This is a genomic window from Xanthomonas nasturtii (assembly GCF_023337365.3).
GTDB lineage: Bacteria > Pseudomonadota > Gammaproteobacteria > Xanthomonadales > Xanthomonadaceae > Xanthomonas > Xanthomonas nasturtii.
This window is the reverse complement of record NZ_CP142084.2, coordinates 4498874-4522301: the sequence shown is the minus strand read 5'-3', so window position 1 is coordinate 4522301 and position 23428 is coordinate 4498874. Positions and strand designations below refer to the sequence as shown.

General features: G+C 67.5%; 21 protein-coding genes. 15 read left to right on the top strand and 6 right to left on the bottom strand.

The window, feature by feature from the left end; translation table 11 throughout:
- Together M3O59_RS19880 and M3O59_RS19875 are read right to left on the bottom strand one after the other, a co-directional pair.
- Complete coding sequence (locus M3O59_RS19880; protein ID WP_181920401.1) at nt 1–1008, bottom strand: chorismate transformation enzyme, FkbO/Hyg5 family; 1008 nt, start codon at nt 1006–1008, stop codon at nt 1–3.
- The gene (locus M3O59_RS19875) at nt 1005–2354 is read right to left on the bottom strand and encodes an NAD(P)/FAD-dependent oxidoreductase (protein WP_064628943.1); all 1350 of its coding nucleotides are present in this window, start codon (nt 2352–2354) and stop codon (nt 1005–1007) included. The genes M3O59_RS19880 and M3O59_RS19875 overlap by 4 nt, the downstream gene beginning before the upstream one ends.
- A 304-nt stretch (nt 2355–2658) precedes the next feature.
- On the opposite strand from M3O59_RS19875, the gene xanC reads away from it, so the two are divergent.
- The 10 genes from xanC (at nt 2659) to fabG (ending at nt 10347) form a co-directional block, all read left to right on the top strand.
- Complete coding sequence (gene xanC / locus M3O59_RS19870) at nt 2659–2928, top strand: xanthomonadin biosynthesis acyl carrier protein XanC (protein ID WP_011260626.1); 270 nt, start codon at nt 2659–2661, stop codon at nt 2926–2928.
- Between the two features lie 37 nt (nt 2929–2965).
- The gene (locus tag M3O59_RS19865) at nt 2966–3649 is read left to right on the top strand and encodes a COG4648 family protein (RefSeq protein WP_181920417.1); all 684 of its coding nucleotides are present in this window, start codon (nt 2966–2968) and stop codon (nt 3647–3649) included.
- A 53-nt stretch (nt 3650–3702) separates the two neighbouring features.
- Nucleotides 3703–4452 (top strand): lysophospholipid acyltransferase family protein, encoded by a 750-nt coding sequence (locus M3O59_RS19860; RefSeq protein WP_116904803.1) that lies wholly within the window; start codon nt 3703–3705, stop codon nt 4450–4452.
- A gap of 71 nt (nt 4453–4523) precedes the next feature.
- The gene (locus tag M3O59_RS19855) at nt 4524–4751 is read left to right on the top strand and encodes a hypothetical protein (RefSeq protein ID WP_239686919.1); all 228 of its coding nucleotides are present in this window, start codon (nt 4524–4526) and stop codon (nt 4749–4751) included.
- Nucleotides 4748–5722: an LpxL/LpxP family acyltransferase gene (locus tag M3O59_RS19850; protein ID WP_064628951.1), complete on the top strand. Its 975-nt coding sequence runs from the start codon at nt 4748–4750 to the stop codon at nt 5720–5722. The genes M3O59_RS19855 and M3O59_RS19850 overlap by 4 nt, the downstream gene beginning before the upstream one ends.
- Entirely contained in the window at nt 5646–6293 is a 648-nt protein-coding gene (locus tag M3O59_RS19845; RefSeq protein ID WP_116904872.1) for a LolA-related protein, read from the top strand. Before M3O59_RS19850 ends, M3O59_RS19845 begins: the two co-directional genes overlap by 77 nt.
- Before the next feature lie 135 nt (nt 6294–6428).
- Nucleotides 6429–6659, top strand: a complete 231-nt coding sequence (locus tag M3O59_RS19840) for a hypothetical protein (RefSeq protein ID WP_116904804.1) — start codon at nt 6429–6431, stop codon at nt 6657–6659.
- Nucleotides 6649–9015: an MMPL family transporter gene (locus tag M3O59_RS19835; RefSeq protein ID WP_116904805.1), complete on the top strand. Its 2367-nt coding sequence runs from the start codon at nt 6649–6651 to the stop codon at nt 9013–9015. Before M3O59_RS19840 ends, M3O59_RS19835 begins: the two co-directional genes overlap by 11 nt.
- Entirely contained in the window at nt 9002–9442 is a 441-nt protein-coding gene (locus M3O59_RS19830) for a hotdog family protein (protein ID WP_064628957.1), read from the top strand. The genes M3O59_RS19835 and M3O59_RS19830 overlap by 14 nt, the downstream gene beginning before the upstream one ends.
- Nucleotides 9443–9609: 167 nt before the next feature.
- Complete coding sequence (gene fabG / locus M3O59_RS19825) at nt 9610–10347, top strand: 3-oxoacyl-ACP reductase FabG (protein ID WP_116904806.1); 738 nt, start codon at nt 9610–9612, stop codon at nt 10345–10347.
- A gap of 760 nt (nt 10348–11107) precedes the next feature.
- Here the strand turns inward: fabG and M3O59_RS19820 are convergent.
- Genes M3O59_RS19820 through M3O59_RS19805 form a run of 4 tightly spaced genes read right to left on the bottom strand, consistent with a single transcriptional unit; the run spans nt 11108 to nt 15517 of the window.
- Nucleotides 11108–12730, bottom strand: a complete 1623-nt coding sequence (locus tag M3O59_RS19820) for an NAD(P)/FAD-dependent oxidoreductase (RefSeq protein ID WP_116904807.1) — start codon at nt 12728–12730, stop codon at nt 11108–11110.
- On the bottom strand, nt 12727–13548 hold the full coding sequence (locus tag M3O59_RS19815; protein WP_064628963.1) for a glycosyltransferase family 2 protein: 822 nt from the start codon (nt 13546–13548) through the stop codon (nt 12727–12729). Before M3O59_RS19815 ends, M3O59_RS19820 begins: the two co-directional genes overlap by 4 nt.
- Entirely contained in the window at nt 13545–14318 is a 774-nt protein-coding gene (locus M3O59_RS19810; RefSeq protein ID WP_116904808.1) for a beta-ketoacyl synthase chain length factor, read from the bottom strand. Before M3O59_RS19810 ends, M3O59_RS19815 begins: the two co-directional genes overlap by 4 nt.
- Nucleotides 14318–15517 (bottom strand): beta-ketoacyl-[acyl-carrier-protein] synthase family protein, encoded by a 1200-nt coding sequence (locus tag M3O59_RS19805; protein ID WP_116904873.1) that lies wholly within the window; start codon nt 15515–15517, stop codon nt 14318–14320. Before M3O59_RS19805 ends, M3O59_RS19810 begins: the two co-directional genes overlap by 1 nt.
- Nucleotides 15518–15736: 219 nt before the next feature.
- Between M3O59_RS19805 and M3O59_RS19800 the strand changes: the two genes are divergently transcribed.
- The 5 genes from M3O59_RS19800 to zwf all read left to right on the top strand — a co-directional run bounded on the left by M3O59_RS19800 (nt 15737) and on the right by zwf (nt 23373).
- On the top strand, nt 15737–15997 hold the full coding sequence (locus tag M3O59_RS19800; RefSeq protein WP_064628967.1) for a YcgL domain-containing protein: 261 nt from the start codon (nt 15737–15739) through the stop codon (nt 15995–15997).
- The gene (locus tag M3O59_RS19795) at nt 15990–19310 is read left to right on the top strand and encodes an ankyrin repeat domain-containing protein (RefSeq protein ID WP_116904809.1); all 3321 of its coding nucleotides are present in this window, start codon (nt 15990–15992) and stop codon (nt 19308–19310) included. Before M3O59_RS19800 ends, M3O59_RS19795 begins: the two co-directional genes overlap by 8 nt.
- 26 nt (nt 19311–19336) lie before the next feature.
- Nucleotides 19337–19666: a low molecular weight protein tyrosine phosphatase family protein gene (locus M3O59_RS19790; RefSeq protein WP_116904810.1), complete on the top strand. Its 330-nt coding sequence runs from the start codon at nt 19337–19339 to the stop codon at nt 19664–19666.
- Between the two features lie 63 nt (nt 19667–19729).
- A complete protein-coding gene (locus tag M3O59_RS19785; RefSeq protein ID WP_064628971.1) occupies nt 19730–21529 on the top strand; it encodes a glycoside hydrolase family 15 protein in 1800 nt (599 codons plus the stop codon).
- Entirely contained in the window at nt 21526–23373 is a 1848-nt protein-coding gene (zwf, locus tag M3O59_RS19780) for a glucose-6-phosphate dehydrogenase (protein ID WP_181920402.1), read from the top strand. The genes M3O59_RS19785 and zwf overlap by 4 nt, the downstream gene beginning before the upstream one ends.
- Nucleotides 23374–23428 lie beyond the last annotated feature (55 nt).

Below are 23428 nucleotides of genomic sequence, written 5' to 3'. Positions count from 1 at the left end.
TTACCCATGCACCCCATCGATTTCCACCGCCAGCTCATCGCGGCAGATCACCGCGTGCAGCAACAGCCGCGGAACTGCGTCGCCGAAGCGGGCGTCCAGTGCCTGAGCGACCTTGGGTAGGTCGTCGTGTTCGCGCACATACACTTTCAGGCGGGTGCCGGCGCCGAACTGCGCGGGCAACGCGGGCGCATGCTGACGCGCGGCGCCAAGCAGCGCATCGAAGTTGGCGAAGGTTTCTTCCAGCTGCGCCAGCAACTGGCCGGTGTGCATCGATGCGTGGCCCACCACCGCGGCCGTGCCTGACAGCAGCAACGGCATATCGCTGCCGGCCGGCGGCAACATGGCGCGCGCAAAACTCGGCGACTGCGGGCCGTATTGGCGCGGGTAGTGGTAGGCGCTGACCTGGCGCGGGTTTTCCAGCGGCGTGCCGGCATCGGCAGCGGCCAGCCAGTAGATCTGGATGATGCGCTCGGCATCGCAACGGCCCACCGCAGTAGCGGCAGGCAGCTGTGCGGTATCGAACGCGCCCAGCCCGCGTGCACGGCCCACGCAGAACTGGCGGTAACGTTCGCGGTCGCCGCTGCCCAGGGTGATGGCGTCCAGGTAATTCCAGATCCGCAGCAGCCGCGGCGTCTGGCTGCCGCTGACGAAGGCGGTGATCTGCGCATACGCCTTGGCGGCAGCGTCTTCGATGTCGACATCCTGCTCGTCGATTTCGATCACGCCGAACTGCAGGTGCCCGTCGCTGGACCAGGCGATGTTGCCCTCACGGCCGCTGCGCACCGGCGCATCGGTGCGCCACACTTCCAGTACGCTGGCCTGATACGGCTGCAACGGCACGCGCAAATAGCGTGGGTCGTGCAGGCGCGGCGCCGCATCGCCAAAGCCGAACACGGCCAGCACCTGCGGGTCGGCCAGCAGCACGGCCGGGTCGGTCTGGTCGACATAGTCGACCTGCAGGCGGGGATGGCGCATGACGTGCGTGGTCTGGGCCTGGGAAGCGGTCATTGAGCGTCTCGTTGTTGCGTGTCGCGTTGCAAGGTGTCGCCGTCGAAGCCGAGCTTGGCCTGGCGCCGGCGGTGGCGCCAGGAGTGCCAGGCGCGCGGCATCATCGACAAGGTGGTGAGCGCGTACAGCGCACGAAAGGCGCGCAGGCGGATGCGCACCTTGGGGCTGTCGAACACATCGCCGGCCAACATCGCCACCACCGCCTGTTCCACCTGCCAGGTGTTCTGCGGCTGCGCGAACAGGGCGCGCATGGTGGGCGAGGTGAAGCGATAGATGAACCACTTGAATTCATCCACGCCGCGGGTCAGTTCGCGTTGCAACGCGCGCTGCAGTTTCGCCTCCGCTTGCGGCGTGCGCAGCGCGGCATCCACCATCGCCGCGCCGCGCTCGGCGCCATGCATGGCCAGAAACACGCCGGAGGAAAACATCGGGTCGACGAAGGTGTAGGCATCGCCCAGCATCAACCAGCGCGGCCCGGCCATGCGCGTGCACTCGTAGGCGTAATTGCCGGTGGCATGCACCGGTGCCACGCGCTCGGCGCCAAGCATGCGTGCGTTGAGCTCCGGATTGAGCGCCAGCGTGCGCATCAAGAAGCCCTCGCTGTCGCCCTTGCGGGTCTTCATGTACTCCGGGTAGCAGACCGCACCCACGCTCATGATGTCGTCGGGCAGCGGGATCAGCCACATCCAGCCGTGTGCATGCCGGTAGATGCTGATGTTGCCGGCATCCTCGCCGGGGCGCCGCGTCACGCCACGGAAGTGGCTGAACAACGCGGCGGATTGATGCTTGGGGTTGGCGCGCTTGAGCTTGAGCCGGGTGCCCAGAAAGGTGTCGCGGCCGCTGGCATCGAGCAGATAGCGCGGGCGGAACTGCTGCATGCCGCCATCCGCCGTGCGTGCCTGCAACACCGGTTGTTCGCCATCGAAGGCCACCTGTTCCACGCTGACCTGTTCGCGCGCATCCACGCCCACCGCACGCGCACGCTTGAACAACACCTGGTCGAATTGCGCACGCGGCACCTGGAAGGCGAAATCGGCCTTGGCATCGAGCGCGTGCGAAAAACGAAAGGTGTTGTAGCCGCCGCTGTCGTTCGGGAAATCCGCGCCGCGCTTGAGCACGCCGATGGCGCGCACCTCTTCGAGCACACCCAGGCGCTCGAGGATCGGCATGTTCATCGGCAGCAGCGATTCGCCGATATGAAAGCGCGGGTGCTGCTCCTTTTCGAGCAGGGTGACGGCCCAGCCGAGCTCGGCAAGCACGATGGCGGCCGCGCAGCCGGCCGGCCCGCCGCCGATGATGAGCACATCCGGACACTCCGGTCCGGGAGCCGGCCCGGCTGCCGGCATGGCGGCCGGGGTGGGGCGAACAGCGGTGGGAATCATCCTGGAACGAACCTGCAGCGGGCGAGCGTCATGCAGTCATGATAGCCTGACCGGCAGCCCGGACAGCTGTGCGGGCCATTGATCCATTTGAACAACGACCGACAACGCGCGCAGCTACCGGCCAGACCGGTGCTGCAGGCGCCCGGAACGCCAGCGACGGCAACGTACACTGCGGTTCGGCGCAACGCCCATCTCATGCCGATGCGCGCGCGATGCCGGTTGCTCGTTCTCACTCTTGTTGCCCGACCCTGACCTGTGGAAATCCCGGATGTCTTCGCAAACCGCTGCCGAACGTGAACTGGCCGAACTCCTGGTCGAAAGCCTGAACCTGGAAGACGTCCAACCCGCCGACATCGATCCGGAGGCGCCGCTGTTCAACACCGGGCTGGGGCTGGATTCGATCGATGCGCTGGAACTGGCGCTGGCGATCAGCAAGCGCTACGGCTTCCAGCTGCGCTCGGACAACGACGAGAACCGTCGCATCTTCGCGTCGCTGCGCGCACTGTCGGCGCATGTCGAAGCCAACAAGACCGTCTGATCTGCCAACTGCAGAACCCGCCGACGCGCCCGCATGGGTGCTGGGGCTGGGCGTACTGCTGGCGGTGGCGTATTCGCCGCTGGCGCATTGGGCCAATGCCAGTCATCGCCCGGAGTTGGCCGTCATTGCCGGCGGCTTGCTGGTGCTGATGGTGTTGATCGAACCGATGGTGGCGCGCCGGGCCTGGGCCTGGGCGCTGGCACTGCTGACGTTTGCCGGACTGGGAGCGCTGTGGCAGTCGCCGTACGCGATGCTGGTGCTGGCCGCACCGCCGGTAGTGTTCACCGGCTGGATCGCCTGGTTCTTCGGGCGCAGCCTGCGCCGCGGGCGAACGCCATTGATCACGCGCATTGTCGAAGGGCTGTATCGCCAGGCCGGCATGCCGATCACGCCGGAGCAATACCGCTACACGCGCCGCCTTACGCTGGCCTGGGCGCTGCTGCTGTGCGGCCTGACCCTGGTCAACCTGGTGCTGGGCCTGTGCGCCGAACCCAGCGGCGTGCTGGCGCAGCTGGGTTACGCCTCGCCGCTGCCGATCAGCGACGCGCGCGCCTCGTTATTCGCCAATCTGCTTGCCTACGGTGTGGTGGGCGGCTTCTTCATTGGGGAATATCTAGTGCGCGGCCGCTGGTTTCCACAGCGCCCCTATCGTAATCTGCCAGACTTCTTGCGCCAGATGGCGCGGCTCGGGCCGGACTTCTGGCGCGATCTGCTGCGCTGAGAGCGTGGCCAGGGGCAGCGACGTACGTGCATATTTTCGGGGACAAGACAAAGATGCCGTTGGCAAGGATGCCGTCGCGCCTGGCGTGGGCTGTGTTCAACCTGTTGCAATTGGCGTTCACACTGGCCTTTACCGCCGGCGGCATCGTCTACGCATTGGCATTGCTGGCGATCACGCGCGATGCCGACCGGTTGCTGCGCATGGGCGCCTGGATGTGGGCGCGGGTGCTGTTCCGCGGCGCGGGCGCCACGGTGATCGTGGAAGGGCGCGAGCAGGTCGATTGGTCCAAGAACTATCTGTTCGTGAGCAACCACCAGTCCATCATCGACATCTGTGCGCTGTTCTACGCGCTGCCGGTGCCGCTGCGCTTCTTGCTCAAGGAAGAAATGCTCAAGGTGCCGTTCGTGAACTGGTATGCGCGCGCCACCGGCATGCTGTTTCTGGACCGCGACAGCCGCCGGGCCGGGGCGCTGGTGCGCCGTCAGGCCGCCGCGCTGCTGCGCGAGGGCAAACAGTTGTGTCTGTTTCCGGAAGGCACGCGCAGCCGCACCGGCGCATTATTGCCATTCAAGGCCGGGCTACTGCAGGCCGCTATCGATGCTGGCGTGCAGGTGGTTCCGGTGGCGCTGGACGGCTGCGGCAAGGTGTTGCCGGTCGATGGTGTGTTCAGGGTGCGCCCGGGCATCATTCGCGTACGGATCGGTGCGCCGATCGCGGTGACCGGGCCGGATGCGCCGGATCGCCAACAACTGACCGAGCAGGCACACAAGGCCGTGGCTGCAATGCTTCAACCCAGAATCTGAGTTCTGCGCTTATGGATTTCGTTGTGCCGCATGATCATCCCTGCCTGCCCGGGCACTTCCCGGGTCGCCCCGTGGTGCCTGGCGTGGTCGTGCTCGACCATGTGCTGCAGGCAGTGGAAGCGCTGCATGGCCCGCGCGCTGCGGCACGGCTGCCGCAGGTGAAGTTCGTGCAGCCCTTGCTGCCCGGCCAGACCGCCTCGGTCGTGCTGGAAGGCGATGGCCCGCGCTGGCGCTTCCGCGTGCAGCGTGAGGAGGCACTGCTGGTCAGCGGCGAACTGGTGGCGGAGGCGGCGGCATGAGCAAGCACTGGAAGCAGCGTCCGGAAGGTGGCGGGCGCTTTGCGTTGTGGCTGATCCGCGGCATCGCACGGCATGCCGGGCGTGCGGTGGGGCGCGCGCTGCTGTATCCGATCACGCTGTACTTCCTGCTGGTGCGTGCGCCCGAGCGCGCCGCTTCGCGTGCCTATCTGGCGCGGGTGCTGGGGCGGAAGGCAACGCTGCGCGACGTGGCGCGGCATATCCACACCTTCGCCTCGACCATTCTGGATCGCGTCTACATGCTGTGCGGGCAGATGCAGCGCTTCCGCGTCGACATCACCGGGCTGGATCAGCTGCACACGCAGATGGATCGCGGCCGCGGCGTGCTGATCTTCGGTTCGCACCTGGGCAGCTTCGATGCGCTGCGCGTGCTGGCCACCGAGCGCCCCGACGTGCAGGTCAAGGTGGTGCTGGACAAGGCGCACAACCGCGCCATGACCGAGCTGCTGGGTGCGCTCAACCCGCAGCTGGCCGCCAACATCATCGACGCCGGCATGGATGCGACGTCGATCGTCATGGCGATCAAGGAAGCCACCGATGCCGGTGCGCTGGTGGCGCTGCTGATCGATCGCCCGCGCGAAGGCGACCCGGCGTTGCCGGCGATGTTCCTCGGCCGCAACGCGATGTTCCCGACCTCGCCATGGCTGATCGCCGCTGCGCTCAAGGTGCCGGTGGTGCTGGCATTCGGCCTGTATCGCGGCGGCAATCATTACGAGCTGGCCTTCGAGACCTTCAGCGAAGGCCTGGACGTGCCGCGTCGTCAGCGCGCGCCGGTGCTGGCGGTACTCATGCGCGATTACGCCGCCAGGCTGGAACATTACACCCGCTACGCGCCGTACAACTGGTTCAACTTCTACGATTTCTGGAACACCCACCATGCCGATGTGCCGCACCCTGCCGTGGATGCTGATACTGCTGTTCAGCGCCGCACCGCTATGCGCCGCACCGCCTGAGACGCTGGACGTCGGCCAGGTGCTGCAGCGCCTGGCACGCCCCGCACCGGTCAGTACCGAGTTCGTCGAACTGCGTGGCTCGGCCCTGCTGAAGACACCGTTGCGCGTGCAGGGCCACTACCGGCGCCCGGATGCGCAGACGCTGGTGCGCGAGGTCAGCGCGCCGTATCGCGAGACCACCACGTTGCAAGGCGACGAAGGCGTGCTGGAACGCGAAGGCAAAACGCCGCGACGTTTTTCGTTGAGCCGCGTGCCCGAGCTGGCCGGTTTGAAATCCGGCTTCGGCGCGCTGCTGGCCGGCGACCGCGCGCTGCTGGAGCAGCAGTACCGTGTCAGCGGGCAGGGCCAGCCGCAGGCCTGGCAGTTGACGCTGCAGCCCAAGGACGCCGCCGTGGCCAAGCAGGTGCGCGAACTGCGTCTGTACGGGCGCAACGACGAGCTGCGGTGTATCGAAAGCGTGCCGGCCAAGGGCGACGTGCAGCGCACGCTGCTGGCTGGTGCGGCGCGCGAAGCGGCCGGCGTCACCGATGCCGGCGCGCTGACCACGCTGTGCCACGGTTCGGGCGCGTGACCGCGCGCGGGAGGGTTGCGCGGGTCGTCTGCAGAAAAGTCACAACCTCCGCATCCTGCAGGCGCGTGCTGCCGATGACGATGCATGCCGCGAATGCAGCCGTCGGGCGTTGCGCTGGCGCAGTGAGGCTTCCGCATGGCGTTTTTTAAGTTGAACGCAAACCGCCGCATCGGCCTGGCGCTGCTGTGGCTGGCATTGCTGGCAGTGGCCGGGTTGTGGCTGAGCGAGACGCTCAAGGTCACCGGCGATCTGCGTAAATTTATGCCCGCCCGCAGAAAAAACAAAGCGCCGTTGCAGCCCGATGCCGCGCGCGCGGCCGGTGGACGTTCGGCCGCTGCAGCAGGACATCCACACCATGGCGTTTGAGTTGAACGCAAACCGCCGCATCGGCCTGGCGCTGCTGTGGCTGGCATTGCTGGCAACGGCCGGGTTGTGGCTGAGCGAGACGCTCAAGGTCACCGGCGATCTGCGCAAATTCATGCCCGCCCCGCGCACGCCGGCGCAAAAATTGCTGATCGAAGAACTTGGCGAAGGCCCCGGCTCGCGGCTGCTGCTGATGGCGTTGTCCAACAGCGATCCGGCGGTGCTTGCCGAGCAGTCGCAGCAACTGCAGCAGGCGCTATCCGCACAGCCCGAACTGTTCGAGCTGGTCGGCAACGGCGGCAATGCCGGGTTGGAGGCGATTCCGCAGCGTTTGCTGCCGTATCGCTATCTGCTCAGCGACAGCTTCGACACCACTGCGCTGGATGCCTCAACGCTGGAAGCGGCGTTGCAGGCGCGCGTGCAGGATCTGGGCTCGCCGGCAGCCGCGATGGTGGAGCCGTTGCTGCCACGCGACCCCACCCTGGAAATCCTGCACCTGGCCGAAACCCTTCAGCCCGCCGCTGCACCGCAGACGCGCAACGAGGTCTGGTTCGATCGTGCCGGCACTTCTGCACTGCTGATCGTGCAGACGCGCGCGGCCGGGTTCGATCCGACCGGGCAGCAGTTGGCTTACGACGCGGTGCAGGCGGCGTTTGCCAAGATCAGCAAGGGCACTGCCACGCGGCTGACGCTGACCGGGCCGGGTGCGTTCGCGGTGGAAATTACCGCGCGCACGCAAGGCGAGGCGCAGTGGATCGGCACGCTGGATACAGTGGGTTTGGTCTTGTTGCTGCTGGTCGCATATCGCAGCTGGAAGATTCCGGTACTCGGCGTGTTGCCGTTGGCCAGTGCCGGCCTCGCCGGCCTGGGCGCGGTGGCGTTGCTGTTCGACGGCGTGCACGGCATCACCGTGGCGTTCGGGTTCACGCTGATCGGCGTGGTGCAGGACTATCCGATCCATTTGTTCAGTCATCAGCGCCCCGGCCTGGATCCGCGCGCGAACGCGCGGCATCTGTGGCCGACGCTGGCCACCGGCGTGGTGTCCACCTGCATTGCCTATGTGACCTTCCTGTTCTCCGGGGTGGATGGCTTGCGGCAGTTGGCGGTGTTCACCATCGCTGGCCTTGCCACCGCTGCGATCACCACGCGCTGGTTGCTGCCGTCGTTGATCGACCCGGCGCCGCGCGACTACGCCGACTCGCGCGTGCTGGCCATGCTGTGGCGTGGCATCGCGCGGCTGCCGCGCCCGCGTGTGAGCCTGGCAGTGATCGCGCTGATCGGCATTGCGGTGATCGCGTTTGCGCCGGGGCAGTTCTGGCAAAACGATCTGTCGAAGCTGACCCCGGTGCCCCCCAAGGCATTGGCCCAGGACACCCAGTTGCGTCAGGAACTGGGCGCCCCCGATGTGCGTTACGTGCTGGCGCTGCCGGCCGCGAACGATGAGGCCGCGTTGCAGGCCAGCGAGCAGTTGCGCCCGCGCCTGGATGCGCTGGTGCGCGATGGTGCGCTGATCGGTTACGACATGGCGGCACGCTATCTGCCCAGCGCCAAGACCCAGCGTGTGCGGCAGGCCGCATTGCCCGACGCCGCGCAGGCGCGCGCATTGACCGAGCGCGCCGTCGCCACCACGCCGTTCCGCAGCGATGCGTTTGCGCCGTTCCTGCAGGATCTGGACGCGGCCAAGCGCGTGGCACCGCTATTGCCGAAGGATCTGGCCGGCTCGCCGCTGGCCACGTCGGTGGGCGGGTTGCTGCTGGGCCGCGGCGATCGCAGCACGGCATTGGTCTCGTTGACCGGTCTGCGCGACCCGGCCGTGGTGGCCGCCGCCGTGCAGGGCAGCGGCGCGCAATTGCTGGATCTGAAGGACGCTTCCGAATCGCTGGTGGCTGCCTACCGTGGACGCGTGCTCGGCGCGCTGGTGCTGGCCGCAGTGTTGCTGGCAGTGACCGTGGCGATCGCGCTGCGCAGCCCGCGCCGCATCGTGCGCGTGTTGCTGCCGATGGCGCTGACCACGGTGCTGATCCTGGCGATCCTGCGCGGCGCAGGGGTGGAGCTCAATCTGTTCCATCTGATCGCGCTGATCCTGGCTGCCGGCCTGGGCCTGGATTACGCGTTGTTCTTCGATCATGCCGGCGACGATCACGCCGATCAGTTGCGCACGCTGCACGCGCTGATCGTGTGCAGCCTGATGACGTTGCTGGTGTTCGCGTTGTTGGCCGCCTCCAGCATTCCGGTGTTGCGCGCAATCGGCAGCACGGTGGCGCTGGGCGTGTTGTTCAATTTCATTCTGGCCTTGCTGGTGTCGCGCGAACCGGCGCTGGAACGCAGTGCACACGGAGAGCCGCATGCAGGGGCGTGACGCGATTGCCACATTGATTCCGCATCAAGGCAGCATGTGCCTGTGGGAAGAGGTCGTGGAGTGGGATGCGCAGCGCATCGTGGTGCGCAGTCACGCGCATCGCAGCGATACCCATCCATTGCGTTCCAACGGGCGCTTGCGCGCGCTGCATCTGTGCGAATACGGCGCGCAGGCCATGGCCGTGCATGGTGGCCTGCTGGGCCGTGCATCCGGCAAGCCGGTACGCCCGGGCATGCTGGTGGCGCTGCGTGGCGTTGAGCTGCACGTGACGTATCTGGACACGCTGCCGGATGCGATCGACTGCGAAGCGCAAGTGCTGATGCAGGGCGAGGACAGCCAGCAATACAGTTTTCGATTGACCCACGGCGAGCAATTGCTTGCCGAAGGACGGGCGACGGTGATGTTGGGCGCTGCGCAGGCCCTGTAGGAGCGCGCTTGCGCGCGATGAAGCATCACCGCTAACGCCTCATCGCGCGCGCGTGCGCTCCTACCGGATGTGGGCGATCGATGCGGGCGACCTATTCCTGTGCCTGCTGCCAGTCGTTAGGATGAGGCTCTTTCCGCCGTCTTTTACGCGGCTTTATCGGAACTGTCATGAGCACATCCATTCCGCAGCGTCGTGCACTAGTGACCGGTGGCAGCGGTGATCTTGGCGGTGCGATCTGCCGCCAACTGGCCGCGCAGGGCCGGCATGTCATCGTGCATGCCAATCGCAACCTTGCGCGCGCAGAAGCCGTGGTGGCTGCCATCGTGGCCGATGGCGGCAGCGCACAGGCGGTCGCCTTCGATGTGGCCGATGCGCAGGCCAGTTTGGCGGCGCTGGAGACCTTGCTGGAAGGCGGTCCGATCCAGATCGTGGTCAACAACGCAGGCATCCACGACGACGCGCCGATGGCGGGCATGAACGTGGAGCAGTGGCACCGCGTCATCGATGTGTCGCTGCACGGGTTCTTCCACGTCACCCAGCCGTTGCTGCTGCCGATGGCGCGCACGCGTTGGGGCCGCATCGTCAGCGTGTCGTCGGTGGCCGCGGTACTCGGCAATCGCGGGCAGACCAACTACGCCGCCGCCAAGGCCGCGTTGCACGGCGCCAGCAAGTCGCTGTCGCGCGAAATGGCCAGCCGCGGCATCGCAGTGAATGTGGTTGCGCCCGGCGTGATCGAAAGCGAGATGGTCGGCGACAGTTTCGCGCCGGAGGTGATCAAGCAGTTGGTACCGGCCGGCCGCGTCGGCAAGCCCGATGAAGTGGCCGCACTGGTCGCGTTCCTGTGCTCGGAGGCGGCTAGCTACATCAATGGGCAGGTCATCGGCATCAATGGTGGGATGGGCTGAGAGCGGCCACCAAAACTACTGCGCAGTCGCCAGGTGGGCGTGGCCTGCCTTGTGGCTTCTATCAGCACGCGACCAGGCTGGCAGGTGAGGGCACCGCGCCCTCAACGTCTTTGAGTTTGCTGCAGGGCCCTTGCCCGCTCACCCTCGCGGGACACGCTGCAAGTACGTCCGTGTAAGCTCTGGCGCGGCATCCATGCCGCTCAAGGTCCCGCGACGGTGAGCAGGCAAGGACCAGTCGAGAAGGTCGGTGCGCAGAGTTTTCAACAAGCGATCAGCAAATCGGTGCGCACAGTTTCAACAGCGATCATCAAGCCGCGCGACGCGGTGTCTTCGCTCTTCAACACAACTACCAGCGAACTATCTGGTGCGGTGTCCTTACCGATTGCGGGACCGTTGGCGGCATGGATGCCGCCAACGAGCCCCCATGGACGGGTTAACGGCGTGTCCCGCGAGCGGTGAGGGCACCGCACGCTCGACGCTGCGCGTGCGCTGCAGATCCTTGCTCGCCCATCATCGCGGGACACGCTGCACGTATGTCCCTGTCGCTCTTCCGGGGGCATCGATGCCGCGTCAGGCCGCGCCGCGGTAGGCGAGCAAGGACCAGTCGAGAGTGTCGGTATGCAGGGCGGCGAGCAAACCATACCGGCTTGGCCGCCGGCCTTCGCTTCTCTTCATGACCAGAGCGCGCCCACGTGCAGCACGTGCCGGTCAAGAACACGCGTTTCTGGAAAACGCGCCAGGGCTGGCGCGTTCGACAAACTCACGCCGCGTCGGCGTACCAGGTGGCGGTAAGGATCGGATCGCCAGTGGCATTTGCGGTCAGTGCGTCCAGGCCGTGGTCGGGCAGGTCGGGATGGCGTTGGCGTGCCTGTTGCAGGATCTCGCGTGCCAGCACCGCCATCTGTGCCACGTTGCCGTGGATGCGTGCGACAAACGCGTCGTCGTCGAGCGCGTCGTTCAAGGCGCCGTTGAGTTCGTTGAACCAGCCGATCAGGTATTGATCCAGCAGCCGCCCGTGACCGGTGGCGACGCCCTGGGCAGTATTGCGCGCGCCCCAGTCGTGCAGCACCTGCTGCATGGCCAGATTCATGTCGCGCGCAGACAGAAGATCGTTCTTCATGCGCGACAGCAGACTGAGGTCGGCGATGCGCCCGCTGCAGAACAGCGGCGCCAGCAACGACCAGTAATAGGTGTAATCCCAGATCACCTTGACCGGCATGACCTGCTCGTCGCCGAACAGCGCGTACTGGTCCTGATACAGGGTCAGGGTGTTTTCGTAGAACGAAAAATACAGCTGCTGGTACAACTCCACATACGGGCTGAGCGATTTGCCGGCGCGGTCGCGGCCGATCAATTCGCAAATGTAGGTATTGGAGATGGCGATGAAGTCGCTGCCGGGCGAATAGAACGGGTCCAGGAACACGCCCGCTTCGCCGGTCAGTGCCCAGCGCTGCGGCGAGAACACCTGCTTGCAGCCATAAGAGAAGTTGCGCAGGAACAGAAAGTCCTGCAGCCGGTAGTCGGCCTGGTCGAGCGTGGCGGCGACCTGCGGCTGATGCGTGCGCAGCCAGGCCATCGCCTTCTCATGGGTGTTCATGCCTTCCAGTGGGTGCATCTGCGCATCGCAGACGATGCCCAGCGAATGCGCACCCGAAGACAGCGGAATCAGCCAGAACCAGTAGCCCGGCCCGCACATGTGGTTGGTCGAACGCCAGCGGTCCGGCGGGGTGCAGCGCTGCAGCCAACTGCTGTCCTGCGACCAGCCATTGGGATCAATCAGGCCTTCCACGCGCCACCACACCGCATTGGCGTTGTGGTCGTTGTCCTGCGCCAGGCCGAGCTTGCGCTTGAGCAGGCCGGCGCGGCCGCTGGCATCCACTACCCAGCGCGCGCTCAGCGTGCCGGGCGTGCCATCGCGTTCGAAGCGCACCGCATGGTCGGTGTCGTCTTCGGACAACGCAATGTCCTTGACGCTGCAACTGTCGACGAAGGTGATGCCCTGCGCGCGCGCGCGCTCGCCGAGGAAATTTTCGAAGCGGCCGCGGTCGATCTGCCAGGACGGCGTGGGCAGGATCTTGCTCACGCCCAGCTCGGTGCAGCGGTCGATGTCCTCGCGTTTGTCGGAGAAGAAAAAGCGGAACCCGAACTTGCGGATCTGCTCGGTCTCCAGGTGCTCGCGCAGGCCCAGCACGTCGGCAAAATAATGCGCGCCGATTTCCACCGTGGATTCGCCGACCTTGAATGCGGCCTCGCGGACCGGATGCGCGCGCCGTTCCAGCACGGTGATGGCAAGCTCAGGATCGCGTTGCTTCAACTGCAGCGCCAGGCTCAGGCCGGCCAGGCCACCCCCGGTGATCACGACATCGGTGCGCTGTGCATTCATGGGGACTGGTTGCTCTTGGTGACCGCAGGGACAGTAGCAAATTCGCCGTCGGCATCGTCAATGATCACCGGGTTGGCGCGCACGCGTCGGTACTCGCGCCAGATATGCCCGTAGTTCCAGGCCTGGACGACGACATGCGACGTGATTTCCCACAGATCGCGCACCAGCCGGAAATGGCTCTTGCGGAAGGTGCCCGGCGAGGTGCCGGCGTAGCGGGTTTCGATCGGCACCGCGACCACGCGCGCGCCAGCCTGGCGTGCGGCCGAGATCAGCAGTTGCGCTTCGAACACGAAGCCTTCGCCGGGCACGTCGGGCAGGGTGAACACCGAGGCCGGATACAGCCGCTGGCCGCTCTGGCTGTCCACCAGCTGGAAGCCGCAGGCCCAGGCGATGCCCCAGTCGCCGAAGTCGTTGCCGATGCGGCGGATGGTGGGCTGGGTGGCGCGCTTGCGCATGCGCGCACCCACGATCACGCAGCCGGGGTAACGGTTGGCGGCGGCCAGCAGGCGCGGGAAATCGGCCGCCTTGTGCTGGCCATCGCCGTCCATGGTCATCACCGCGCGCATGCCAAGCCGCTGCGCTTCGGCAAAACCGCTGCGCAAGGCCGCCCCCTTGCCCATGCGCTGCGGGTGGCGGATCAGCGTGACCGGCATGCCGGCGATGCACTCGGCGGTGCCGTCGTCGGAGCCGTCGTCGATCACGATCACGTTGGAGCAATAGGTCAGCGCGTCGGTCACCACTTCGCGGATGCGCAGCGCCTCGTTCAATGCCGGCACCAGGATGGCGGTGTCGTCGCGGCTGAGCGGTTGCCGGCTCATCGCCGGATCTCCACGTGCAGCACCCGGTCCGGGCCGGCATACAGCGCCACGCGCTCGCCACTGCCGGCCAGCAGGTCGAACAGCGGCAGCATCGGCGCCATCGCATTGCTGGCCACATGGCGTGCCAGCGCGCCAGCGCCGGGCGAGGGCGTGCCGTCGTCCAGATGCGCGTGCAGCTGCGGCTTGCCGGCCTGGCCGGGCGCGCCCAGCACCAGCGCGCCGCCGAGCAGGCCCTGGCTGGGGGCAACCCGCCCCAGCGGCCCGACCGAGCGCGCGTCGTAGCCGGCCAGCAGCACCGCGTCCATGCCGGCAGCGCGCTGGACCAGCGCTTCCAGCAGGCCCTGCGCGAAGCTGCCCAGGCTGGCGCTGATCGCGGTGGCCGGGGTCATCGCGCCGGCGCCGATGGTCCAGTAGCCGGCTGCGGCGTTGTGTACGGAGTTATGGAACTTGGTCGGCGAGATCGCCGAGGGGTCGCTGGCCAGGGTGGTGCACATGTAGTCGGAGATGGCCAGGTCGCCGTAGGTGGAGGTAAAGATCGACGGCAGGCTGGCCGGGTCGCGGCCAGCGGCGCGACAGGCGGCCAGCGCGGATTCCAGCGACACCGCCACCGTGTCCGGCGCGCGGCGGCGTTCGTTGGCGGCCAGCAATTGCGGTGCCGGGCGGGTGGGGGTTTCCAGCAGCGCGCCGCCGCGCGCAAAGGCTCTGGCGGCTTCCCAACTGGGCAACCCCTGGGTCCAGAAGCCGATGCCTTCGATGGTGGCGGTCAGCATCAGCGGGCCCGCCCGAACAGCAGCGAACAGTTATTGCCGCCGAAACCGAAGGAGTTGTTCATGGCGTAGTCGATCCGGGCATGGGCGTTGTCGAAGCGGATCTGCGGGCCGCAGGCCGGGTCGGGCACGGCGCTGTTGAGCGTGCCGGGCAGCACGTCGTCGCGCAGTGCGAGCAGTGCGATCACCGATTCGACGATGCCGGCCGCGCCCAGGGTGTGGCCGGTCCAGGCCTTGGTCGAGCTGGCGTGCAAGGTGGCGGGGAAGATCGCGGCCACCGCGGCCGCTTCCACGCTGTCGTTGGCCGGCGTGGCGGTGCCGTGCAGATTCAGGTAGCCCACCGCAGCCGGCTCCAGGCCGGCACGGTCGAGCGCCCCGCGCATCGCCAGCTGCGCGCCCAGCCCCTGCGGATGCGGCGCCGACATATGGTGCGCGTCGCTGGATTCGCCATAGCCGTACAGCCACAGCGGTGCGTCGGGTGCGGCGGCAGGGCGTTCGAGCAGCGCAAAGCCGCCCGCCTCGCCCAGGCTCAGGCCGACCCGGCGTGCATCGAAGGGCTGGCACATCTCCGGCGCCACCACCTGCAGCGCGTTGAAGCCGAACAGCACGCTGCCGCACAAGGTGTCCACGCCGCCGACCAGTGCCGCGTCGATCACCCCGGCATCCATCAGCCGCGCCGCCTGCGCAAACACCTTGGCGCTGGACGAACACGCCGTGGCCACGGTCACGCACGGGCCACGCAAGCCGGTGGCGTGCTGCACGAAGTCGCCCAGCGAATGCGGGGTGTGCACGATCGGGCGATTCAGATCCTCGGGGAAGCGCGCACCGTCGGCGTCTTCCACCAGCCGCGTATACGCCTCTTCGCTGGCGCCGATGCTGGAGGTGGAGGTGCCGATGATCACCGCCACGCGCTCGGCGCCATAGCGCTGCGCTGCCGCCTGCACGGCCTGCGCCATGCCGTCCTGCTGCAGGGCCAGCCAGGCCAGGCGGTTGTTGCGGCAATCCCAGTCTTGCAGCGCGGCGGGCAGCGCCACTGCTTCCACGCCGTCGACGCGGCCAACCCAGCAGGGCAGCAGCGGTTGCGGGCCGAAATCGTTGCGACGCAGGCCGCTGCGGCGATCCGTCAGCGCGGCGGCCTGGGCGGCAAGCCCGGCGCCGAGCGCGGTGGTGGAAGTGAACGCGGTGACGGCGACCGGGGCCATCTGGGACGAATGCTGCGCTTGGCTCACGATGGTCTGGCTGGCAAAAAGTGAAGCCAGTATATCGATGGCGTGCGCCCGCCCCGTGGATGGCGCAACTGAACGTGGCGGTCATGTCGCTGACGCGGCTGAGATTTTTCGCGCAGGCCGCGCTTTCGCCGTCGCCGCAATTGCGACACAATCGATGCGACCCACTTCTCGATCGAGCGCGACCACGCGCGCATGCACGCCTACGTCTATAAAAGCCAACGCAAGCAGGACACCTTCGTCTATCTCGCCACGCGTGACGACTTCTCCGGTCTTCCTGCCGCCGTGCAGGCGCAGCTGGCGCCGTTTTCGTTCGTGCTGGAGGTGGCGTTGACGCCCGAGCGCAGGTTGGCGCAGGCCGATGTGGCCACGGTGCGCGAAGCGCTGGCCAAGCACGGCTTCTATCTGCAATTGCCCAAGACGCTCGTGCTCGCGGGCGAGTGCGACTATGACTGAGCCTGCGCGTGGCGCACGGATGCGTGCAGCAGCGCTGGCCGGTGCGGCCGGCGTGGTGCTGTGCCTACTCGGTGGTCTTGGTGGCGTGGTTGCCGCGCTGAGCCTGTGGCTGGCGCAGCCGGCATTTGCGCTGGCGGTGTCGTGGGCACGCGGGACGCGCACAGTGCCAAGCCAGCCGCGCGCCATCGCGCAGGCGCTGCCGCCGTTGCTGGCGATCTGGGGCGTCGGCCTGCTGGCACTGGCCGCGCTGATCAGCTGGCCGCTGACCGCCCTGCGCGACAGCGGCAGCCTGGCCGCCGCGCTGGCATTGAGCGTGGCGGTCAGCGCCGCCTTGCTCGGGCTGTGGCGCACCTGGCCGCTGTGGGGCGAGGTGGAACGCGACGGCGGCGCGCTGGCGCCACGCTGGCACGCATTGGCCACGCAGGAATTGCAGGCCTGGCGCGGCCTGCTGGCGGCCGCGCTGGTGCTGGCGATGTGCACCCTGGCCGTGGTGTTGGCGTGGCCGGGCTGGTTGTCCGGTGGCCTGCGCTGGGGCCTGGCGGTTGCCGCCGGCGTGCTGCTGCCGGCCGCCCATCTGCTGCTGCAACGCACCGCCGCGCCGATGCGCAGCGATGCGCCGCCGGCGCGCCAGGCGGCCGATTTCTTCTCCGAAGCTGCGGCCGAACCGCGCCCGCTGGAGCCGGTGGCCCAGCATCAGCTGGTCCCCGAACTGTTCGAAGCCGCGCGCAGTGGCCGGGTGGACCGCGCGCTGCAATTGCTGGAGGCCGGTGCCGACCCGCAGGCGCTGCCGCTGCCGGAATGGCGCGACCAACGCAGCCTGCCCGCGCTGGCTGCGGTGCTGCCGGACCTGCGCCTGCTGCGCGAGCTGATCGTGCGCCGCGTCGACGTCAACCAACCGCACCGCGGCATGACTCCGTTGCTGGCCGCCACCCGCGACAGCTGGCACGGCCGCCCGGATGCGGTGATGACGCTGCTGGCCAACGGTGCGGACCCGCGCTCCAGCGACAACGACGGCAATACCCCGCTGCATCATGCGGTGCGCAGTTCCGACCCGGGCGTGGCCGCGCTGCTGCGCGATGCCGCCGCCGAGCTCGATGCGCTCAACAACGAAGGCCACTCGCCGCTGGCGATGGCCTGCCAGGTCGGCAACTGGCGGCTGGCCAAGTTCCTGCTGGAACGCGGCGCGCATTCCGAACCCGACGGTGGCGCACCGGTGCTTCTGGCTGCTGCCGGCACCGAGGAAGACGACCCGGCCGGCGTGCAGCTGCTGCTCAAGCACAAGGCACGCGTGGATGCGCGCGACAAGCAGCGCCGCAGCGCCCTGCACGAAGCCGCGCTGGCCGGCCACGGCGACATCGTCGAGGCGCTGCTGTCGGCCGGGGCCAATCTGGAAGCACGCGATCTGCTCGGCCGTACGCCGTGGCTGGACGCCGCGCGGCAGGCGCGTAGCGCGGTGCTCGAACGCCTGGTCGCGCGCAAGGCCGATGTGCTGGCCATCGACGGCGACGGCCGCAATGCCGTGATGCTGGCCTGCGCCGCCGACAACGTGTCGCCGGCATTGATCCGCCGGTTGCTGGATCTGCAGGTGCCGGCCGACAGCGTCGACGCGCACGGCCGTCGCGCGGTGGATGTGGCGGCCGAGGCCGGGCGTTGGGCGATTGTGCAATTGCTCGATCCGGCCTACCCGTTGCCGGCCGCGGTCAGCGACGGGCATGGCGACACGCCTGGCGTTACCGTGCTGCCCGATCGCCCGCCGCTGGTGTTGCTGCGCGAAGGCCTGCAGTTCGGACAGCGCGACGGCCTGGTTGCACTGGCGCGGCTGTGTGCCGCGGAAGAACTCGGCGGCCTGTTGCACGACGCGCATCTGGCCTTGAACGCCGAGGCGGTCGACTGGCTGCTGCGCCACGGCGCCGATGCCGAAGTGCGCGACGCCTGCGGCGATGTGCCGATGTTCGCGCTGCTCTCGCGCGGCGTGGAGGCGGTGCCGGCCATGCAGGCGCTGCTGCGGCATGGCGTCTCCCCGGCAGGCGCCGGTGGTCTGACCCGGCTGCTCAGCGCCTGCGTGCAGCACGATGCGGCATCGCGCGGGCTGGAACAGTTCGCGCTGGAGTTGCTCGAACGCGGCGCCGACCCGTTCGCGCCGTCGGCCGCTGGCGATCCGCCGTTGTCGCTGGCGGTGCGGCTGGGTTGGCTGCGTCTGCAGCAGTGGTTGCTGGAACATGGCGTGGACCGCGAAGCGCGCGACAGCCACGGCATGACTGCATTGCACCTGGCCACCGCGCTGGGCCGCGACGCGTCGCTGAAACTGCTGGTCAAGCAGGGCGCCTCGCCGGAAGCGCGCGCTGCCGACGGGCAGACCCCGCTCGGCGTGGCGCTGTCGATCGGCCGCCGCGATCTTTCCGACTGGCTGGACTGGCGGATCTGGTCGCTGCCAGGCCGCACGCTGCGCGAAGCGGATGTGCCGGCGGCAGCGATGACCGGCGACACCGATGCGGTGCGGCGCCTGATCGACCTCGGCCTGCCGGTCGATGCGATCGATGCACAAGGCTGCACCGCACTGCTGCGTGCCGCCGGTGGCGGCCATCTTGGCGTGGTGGCGCATCTGCTCGGCCGCGGCGCCGATCCGCAACGCGCGGCCAACAGCGGCGCCACGCCGTTGTCGGCGGCGGTGAGCATGCGCCAGACCGAGATCGTCGCTGCCTTGCTGCAGGCCGGCGCGCAGATCGAACACCGCCTGCCGGGCGGGGTCACCGTGCTGATGCTGGCCTGTGCGCTGGGGCTGCCGGACATCGTGGCGCGCCTGCTCACCGCCGCGGCCGACGTGCATGCCACCGACAATCAGTGGCTGGCGCCGCTGCATTGCGCCGCGTTGTACGGTTTCACCGCGCGCGACAAGAGCCGCCTGCTGGCCTTGCTGGACACCTTGCTGCTGGCCGGTGCCGACCCGGAATCCCTGGCCGGTGGCCGGGTCAGCCCGTTGCTGCTGTTGCTGGGCGCGCGCGCCGAACCGGGCACCGCCTGCGACGAGCAGGTCGTGCTGGCCGGGGTCGAACGCCTGCTCGACGAAGATGTCTCGCTGGATGTGGCCGACCAACGCGGCTTCGGCCCGCTGCATCTGGCCGCATTGCACGGGCTGCCATTGCTGGTGCAGCGCCTGCTGCGCGCCGGCGCCGATGCCGACCGGCGCGACGCGCTCAACCGCACCCCGCGCGAGATCGCCATCATGCGCGGCTTCATCGATGTGGCCGGCCAGTTCGAACCCGCGCTGCCAGGCGTCTCCTCGATGGCGCGCTTCCTGCGCGAAGGCCGCTGAGCCGGCGCGGCGGGCAACCGCTGCGGGTGTTGTTCGTGTGCAGCCGCAACCGCCTGCGCAGCCCCACCGCCGAGCGCGTGTTCGCCGACTGGCCCGGCGTGCAGGCGCAATCGGCCGGGCTGGCCGCCGATGCCGACGTCCAGGTCACCCCGGAGTTGCTGCAGGAAGCCGAAGTGGTGCTGGTGATGGAAGCTCGCCATCTGCAACTGCTGCGCAAACGCTTCGCCGCACATTTGCGCCATTGCCGGGTGATCTGCCTGCAGATTCCCGACGACTATGCGTACATGGACCCGGCACTGATCCGTCGGCTGGAACACACGGTGCCACCGTTGCTGCGCCTGCCGGCGTATTCGTAACCTGATCCCGACACCGCGCATGCAAGACTGGGCGCTCCCTCGCACGAAGGAAGCGCCTCTACGATGAGCGTGCGTATCGAGGACCACGCCATGCTGGGCAATTGCCACAGCGCGGCCCTGGTCGACCACCGCGGCACCATCGACTGGCTGTGTCTGCCACGTTTCGATTCCGATGCGGTCTTCGCATCGCTGCTGGGCGACGAGCAACACGGGCAATGGGCGTTGTCGCCGGCTGCCGACTTCCGCACCGAGCGCGCCTACGAAGACGACAGTCTGGTGCTGCGCACGCGCATGAGCACCGACAGCGGCACGGTGGAGTTGGTCGACTTCATGGTGGCCAGCGAAGACACCGAGATCCATCAGCATCTGGTGCGCATCGTGCGCTGCGTGCAAGGCAGCGTGCCGATGCACATGCGCCTGACCTTCCGCTTCAACTACGGCCGCACGGTGCCGTGGGTGACGCGCATCGTCGATGGCATCCGCGCCATTGCCGGCCCCGATCAACTCGCACTGCGTTCGCCGCAAACCCTGCACGGCGAAGACATGGGCACCGAAACCGACTTCACCTTGCGCGAAGGGGAAAGTACCTGGTTTTTGCTCAGTCACGGCGCCTCGCATCTGGCCACGCCCCCGCTGATCGACCCCGAACAGGCATTGCAGCGCACCGCCGCGTTCTGGCATGGCTGGGCGCGCCGGTGCACCGACGTCGGCCCGTGGACCGAGCAGGTACGTCGCTCGCTGGTGGTGTTGAAAGGGCTGAGTTATCTGCCCACCGGCGGCATTGTCGCCGCGCCCACCGCCTCGCTGCCCGAGCATCTGGGCGGCACGCGCAACTGGGATTACCGCTACTGCTGGCTGCGCGATTCTGTGTTCACGCTGATCGCCTTGCTGCAGGCCGGGTACCGCGACGAAGCGGTGGCATTCCGCGCTTGGGTCCAACGCACCATCGCCGGCTCGCCCGATCAATTGCAGGCGCTGTACGGCATTGCCGGCGAACGCCGCTTGCAGGAATGGGAAGCGCACTGGCTGCCCGGCTATGAACATTCCGGCCCGGTGCGCATCGGCAACGGTGCAGTGGATCAGTTTCAGCTCGACGTGTATGGCGAGTTGATCGGCGCCTTTCATTACGCACGCGAAAAAGGCGTGGGCCCGCCATCGGACGACGATGGCTCGTCTGCGTCGCTGCTGGAAAAGATTCTGGACACACTGGAAACGCTGTGGCGCGAACCGGACGAAGGCATCTGGGAAATCCGCGACGAGCGCCGCCACTTCGTGCATTCCAAGGTGATGGCGTGGCTGGCCTTCGACTGCGGCGCACGCGACGGCATCACCAATGCGAATACTGAAAAACGCGCTCACTGGGGCCGGCTTGCCGAAGAGATTCGTGCCGAAGTGCTGGAAAAAGGCGTGCACCCGGACGGCCACTTCGTGCAGAGCTACGGCTCCGATCGACTGGATGCCTCGCTGCTGCTGATCCCCATCGTCGGTTTCTTGCCGGCGGATGATCCGCGCATCGCCGCCACCGCCGATGCGATCGCGCGCGACCTCACCATCGACGGCTTGGTCGAACGCTATCGTGCCGACGACAGCGCCGACGGCCTGCCGGCCGGCGAAGGCACCTTCCTGGCCTGCAGTTTCTGGCTGGTGGAAAACTATGCACTGATCGGCCGCACCGACCAGGCGCGTGCGCTGCTCGAACGTCTGCTCGGGCTGTGCAACGACGTGGGGCTGCTCGCCGAAGAATACGACCCGCGCAGCAAGCGCATGCTCGGCAACTTCCCGCAAGGGTATTCCCACGTGGCCCTGGTCAATGCGGCATTGCGCCTGCATGGATGCATGGGCGAAAAGGAAACGCATCCATGAGTGAGCAAGAAACCACCCCGCCGTGCATCATCGTGGTGTTCGGCGCGCGCGGCGATCTGACCAAGCGCCTGGTAATGCCGGCGCTGTACAACCTGCGCCGCGCCGGTGCGTTGGGCGAGCAATTCGCCATCGTCGGCATGGACCATGGCGACATCAGCGAGCGCGCCTGGCGCAGCACCATGGGCCAATCGATGACGCAGCTGCTCAGCAGCCGCGATGCCGAATTCCAGACCGACGAATTCGATACCGACACCTGGGACTGGTTGCGCGAGCGCATGCATTATCTGCGCGGTGATTTCACCGACCTTGATGCTTATCAAGCGCTGGATGGCGTGCTGGAAAAACTGCACAAGCGCTACGGCACCCAGGGCAATGTGCTGTTCTATCTGGCCACCGCTGCGCGTTTCTTCGAGCCGGTGCTGCTGAACCTGGGTGAAGCCGGTCTGGTCAAGCAGCGCCAAGGCGAGGGCTGGCGTCGCGTCATCGTGGAAAAACCCTTCGGCCACGATCTGCCCAGTGCCAAGCATCTCAATGCCACCGTCGCCAAGGTGCTGCACGAAGATCAGGTGTTCCGCATCGATCATTTCCTGGGCAAGGAAACCGTGCAGAACATTCTTGCGTTCCGTTTTGCCAACGGCTTGTTCGAGCCGGTGTGGAACCGCGACCGTATCGACCATGTGCAGATTACCGCCGCCGAAACCATCGGCGTGGAAGGCCGCGGGCGTTTTTACGATCCCACCGGCTGCCTGCGCGACATGGTGCCGAACCATCTGTTCCAGTTGCTGGCGATGATTGCGATGGAGCCGCCGGCCGCGTTCACTACCGAAGCGATGCATCGTCGTCGCGCCGAGGTGATCGAGGCGGTGCGCCCGATCAAACCCGAAGATGTGGTGCGCGGGCAATACGCTTCCGGCGCGGTCAGCCGCGCCGCGGTGCCGGGCTATCGCGAAGAAGACACCGTTCCGGAAGATTCGGAAACCGAAACCTATGTGGCGATGAAGCTGCAGGTGGACACCTGGCGCTGGGCCGGCGTGCCGTTCTATCTGCGCACCGGCAAACGCCTGCGCGAGCGCACCACCGAGATCGCGATCCGTTTCAAGCCGGCGCCGCTGGCCCCGTTCCGCAGTACCGAAGTGGGCGGCTACGGCCCCGACTGGCTGGTGCTGCACATCCAGCCGGATGAAGGCATTTCGCTGCAGTTCGACGTCAAACGCCCGGGCGCCCAGGTGGCGCTGGCCCCGGTACGCATGGACTTCCGCTACCGCGACTGGTTTCCCAAGGAATACACGGTGGGCTACGAACGCCTGCTGCAGGACTGCATGAAGGGCGAGGCCGGCCTGTTCCAGGACGCGGCCATGGTGGAAGGCGCGTGGCGCATCGTGCAACCGATCCTGGATGCGTGGAAACAACCGCCAAGCGACTTCCCCAACTATGCCGCCGGCAGCGCCGGCCCATCGGCCGCGGACGCACTGCTGGCCATGAATGGCGGGCACGCCTGGCGCGCGCTCACCCCGGGTCGCAAGCCGCCACCGCGCCGGCCGCCGGAGGCACGCAGCAGCGCGACGACGCCGATCAAGAAAGCCACCAGGAAAACGGCGAAGAACACCACGAAGACGGCAAAACCTGTGCGCAAGGCGCCAGCCAAGCGCGCATCGGTCGCTGCAGCCAAACCGTCGCAAGCCGCGGGCGCGTCCTCGGGTAGTGCCGCAAAGAAAGCAGTGACCAAACGCGCAACCAGGAAGGTCGCAAAGGCCGCTGCAAAGGCTGTCGGCAAAACTGCGGCGGGCAAAAGCGCAGCGAAGAAGTCGGCCAGTAAAACCGTAGCGCGCAAACCGCGTAGCTGAGTGCTGCGATCAACACGCAGCCGCTGCGGTCGCATGAAACCCGTGTAGAAGCGCG

What these genes read in the sequence shown, in the direction of transcription:
- M3O59_RS19800 (WP_064628967.1), top strand. Translation starts at nt 15,737, where the DNA reads ATGCACGCCTACGTCTATAAAAGCCAACGCAAGCAGGACACCTTCGTC.
- M3O59_RS19810 (WP_116904808.1), bottom strand. Translation starts at nt 14,318, where the DNA reads ATGCTGACCGCCACCATCGAAGGCATCGGCTTCTGGACCCAGGGGTTG.
- M3O59_RS19795 (WP_116904809.1), top strand. Translation starts at nt 15,990, where the DNA reads ATGACTGAGCCTGCGCGTGGCGCACGGATGCGTGCAGCAGCGCTGGCC.
- xanC (WP_011260626.1), top strand. Translation starts at nt 2,659, where the DNA reads ATGTCTTCGCAAACCGCTGCCGAACGTGAACTGGCCGAACTCCTGGTC.
- M3O59_RS19880 (WP_181920401.1), bottom strand. Translation starts at nt 1,008, where the DNA reads ATGACCGCTTCCCAGGCCCAGACCACGCACGTCATGCGCCATCCCCGC.
- M3O59_RS19835 (WP_116904805.1), top strand. Translation starts at nt 6,649, where the DNA reads ATGGCGTTTGAGTTGAACGCAAACCGCCGCATCGGCCTGGCGCTGCTG.
- zwf (WP_181920402.1), top strand. Translation starts at nt 21,526, where the DNA reads ATGAGTGAGCAAGAAACCACCCCGCCGTGCATCATCGTGGTGTTCGGC.
- M3O59_RS19850 (WP_064628951.1), top strand. Translation starts at nt 4,748, where the DNA reads ATGAGCAAGCACTGGAAGCAGCGTCCGGAAGGTGGCGGGCGCTTTGCG.
- M3O59_RS19815 (WP_064628963.1), bottom strand. Translation starts at nt 13,548, where the DNA reads ATGAGCCGGCAACCGCTCAGCCGCGACGACACCGCCATCCTGGTGCCG.
- M3O59_RS19820 (WP_116904807.1), bottom strand. Translation starts at nt 12,730, where the DNA reads ATGAATGCACAGCGCACCGATGTCGTGATCACCGGGGGTGGCCTGGCC.
- M3O59_RS19875 (WP_064628943.1), bottom strand. Translation starts at nt 2,354, where the DNA reads ATGCCGGCAGCCGGGCCGGCTCCCGGACCGGAGTGTCCGGATGTGCTC.
- M3O59_RS19860 (WP_116904803.1), top strand. Translation starts at nt 3,703, where the DNA reads ATGCCGTTGGCAAGGATGCCGTCGCGCCTGGCGTGGGCTGTGTTCAAC.
- fabG (WP_116904806.1), top strand. Translation starts at nt 9,610, where the DNA reads ATGAGCACATCCATTCCGCAGCGTCGTGCACTAGTGACCGGTGGCAGC.
- M3O59_RS19785 (WP_064628971.1), top strand. Translation starts at nt 19,730, where the DNA reads ATGAGCGTGCGTATCGAGGACCACGCCATGCTGGGCAATTGCCACAGC.
- M3O59_RS19840 (WP_116904804.1), top strand. Translation starts at nt 6,429, where the DNA reads ATGGCGTTTTTTAAGTTGAACGCAAACCGCCGCATCGGCCTGGCGCTG.
- M3O59_RS19805 (WP_116904873.1), bottom strand. Translation starts at nt 15,517, where the DNA reads ATGGCCCCGGTCGCCGTCACCGCGTTCACTTCCACCACCGCGCTCGGC.
- M3O59_RS19845 (WP_116904872.1), top strand. Translation starts at nt 5,646, where the DNA reads ATGCCGATGTGCCGCACCCTGCCGTGGATGCTGATACTGCTGTTCAGC.
- M3O59_RS19830 (WP_064628957.1), top strand. Translation starts at nt 9,002, where the DNA reads ATGCAGGGGCGTGACGCGATTGCCACATTGATTCCGCATCAAGGCAGC.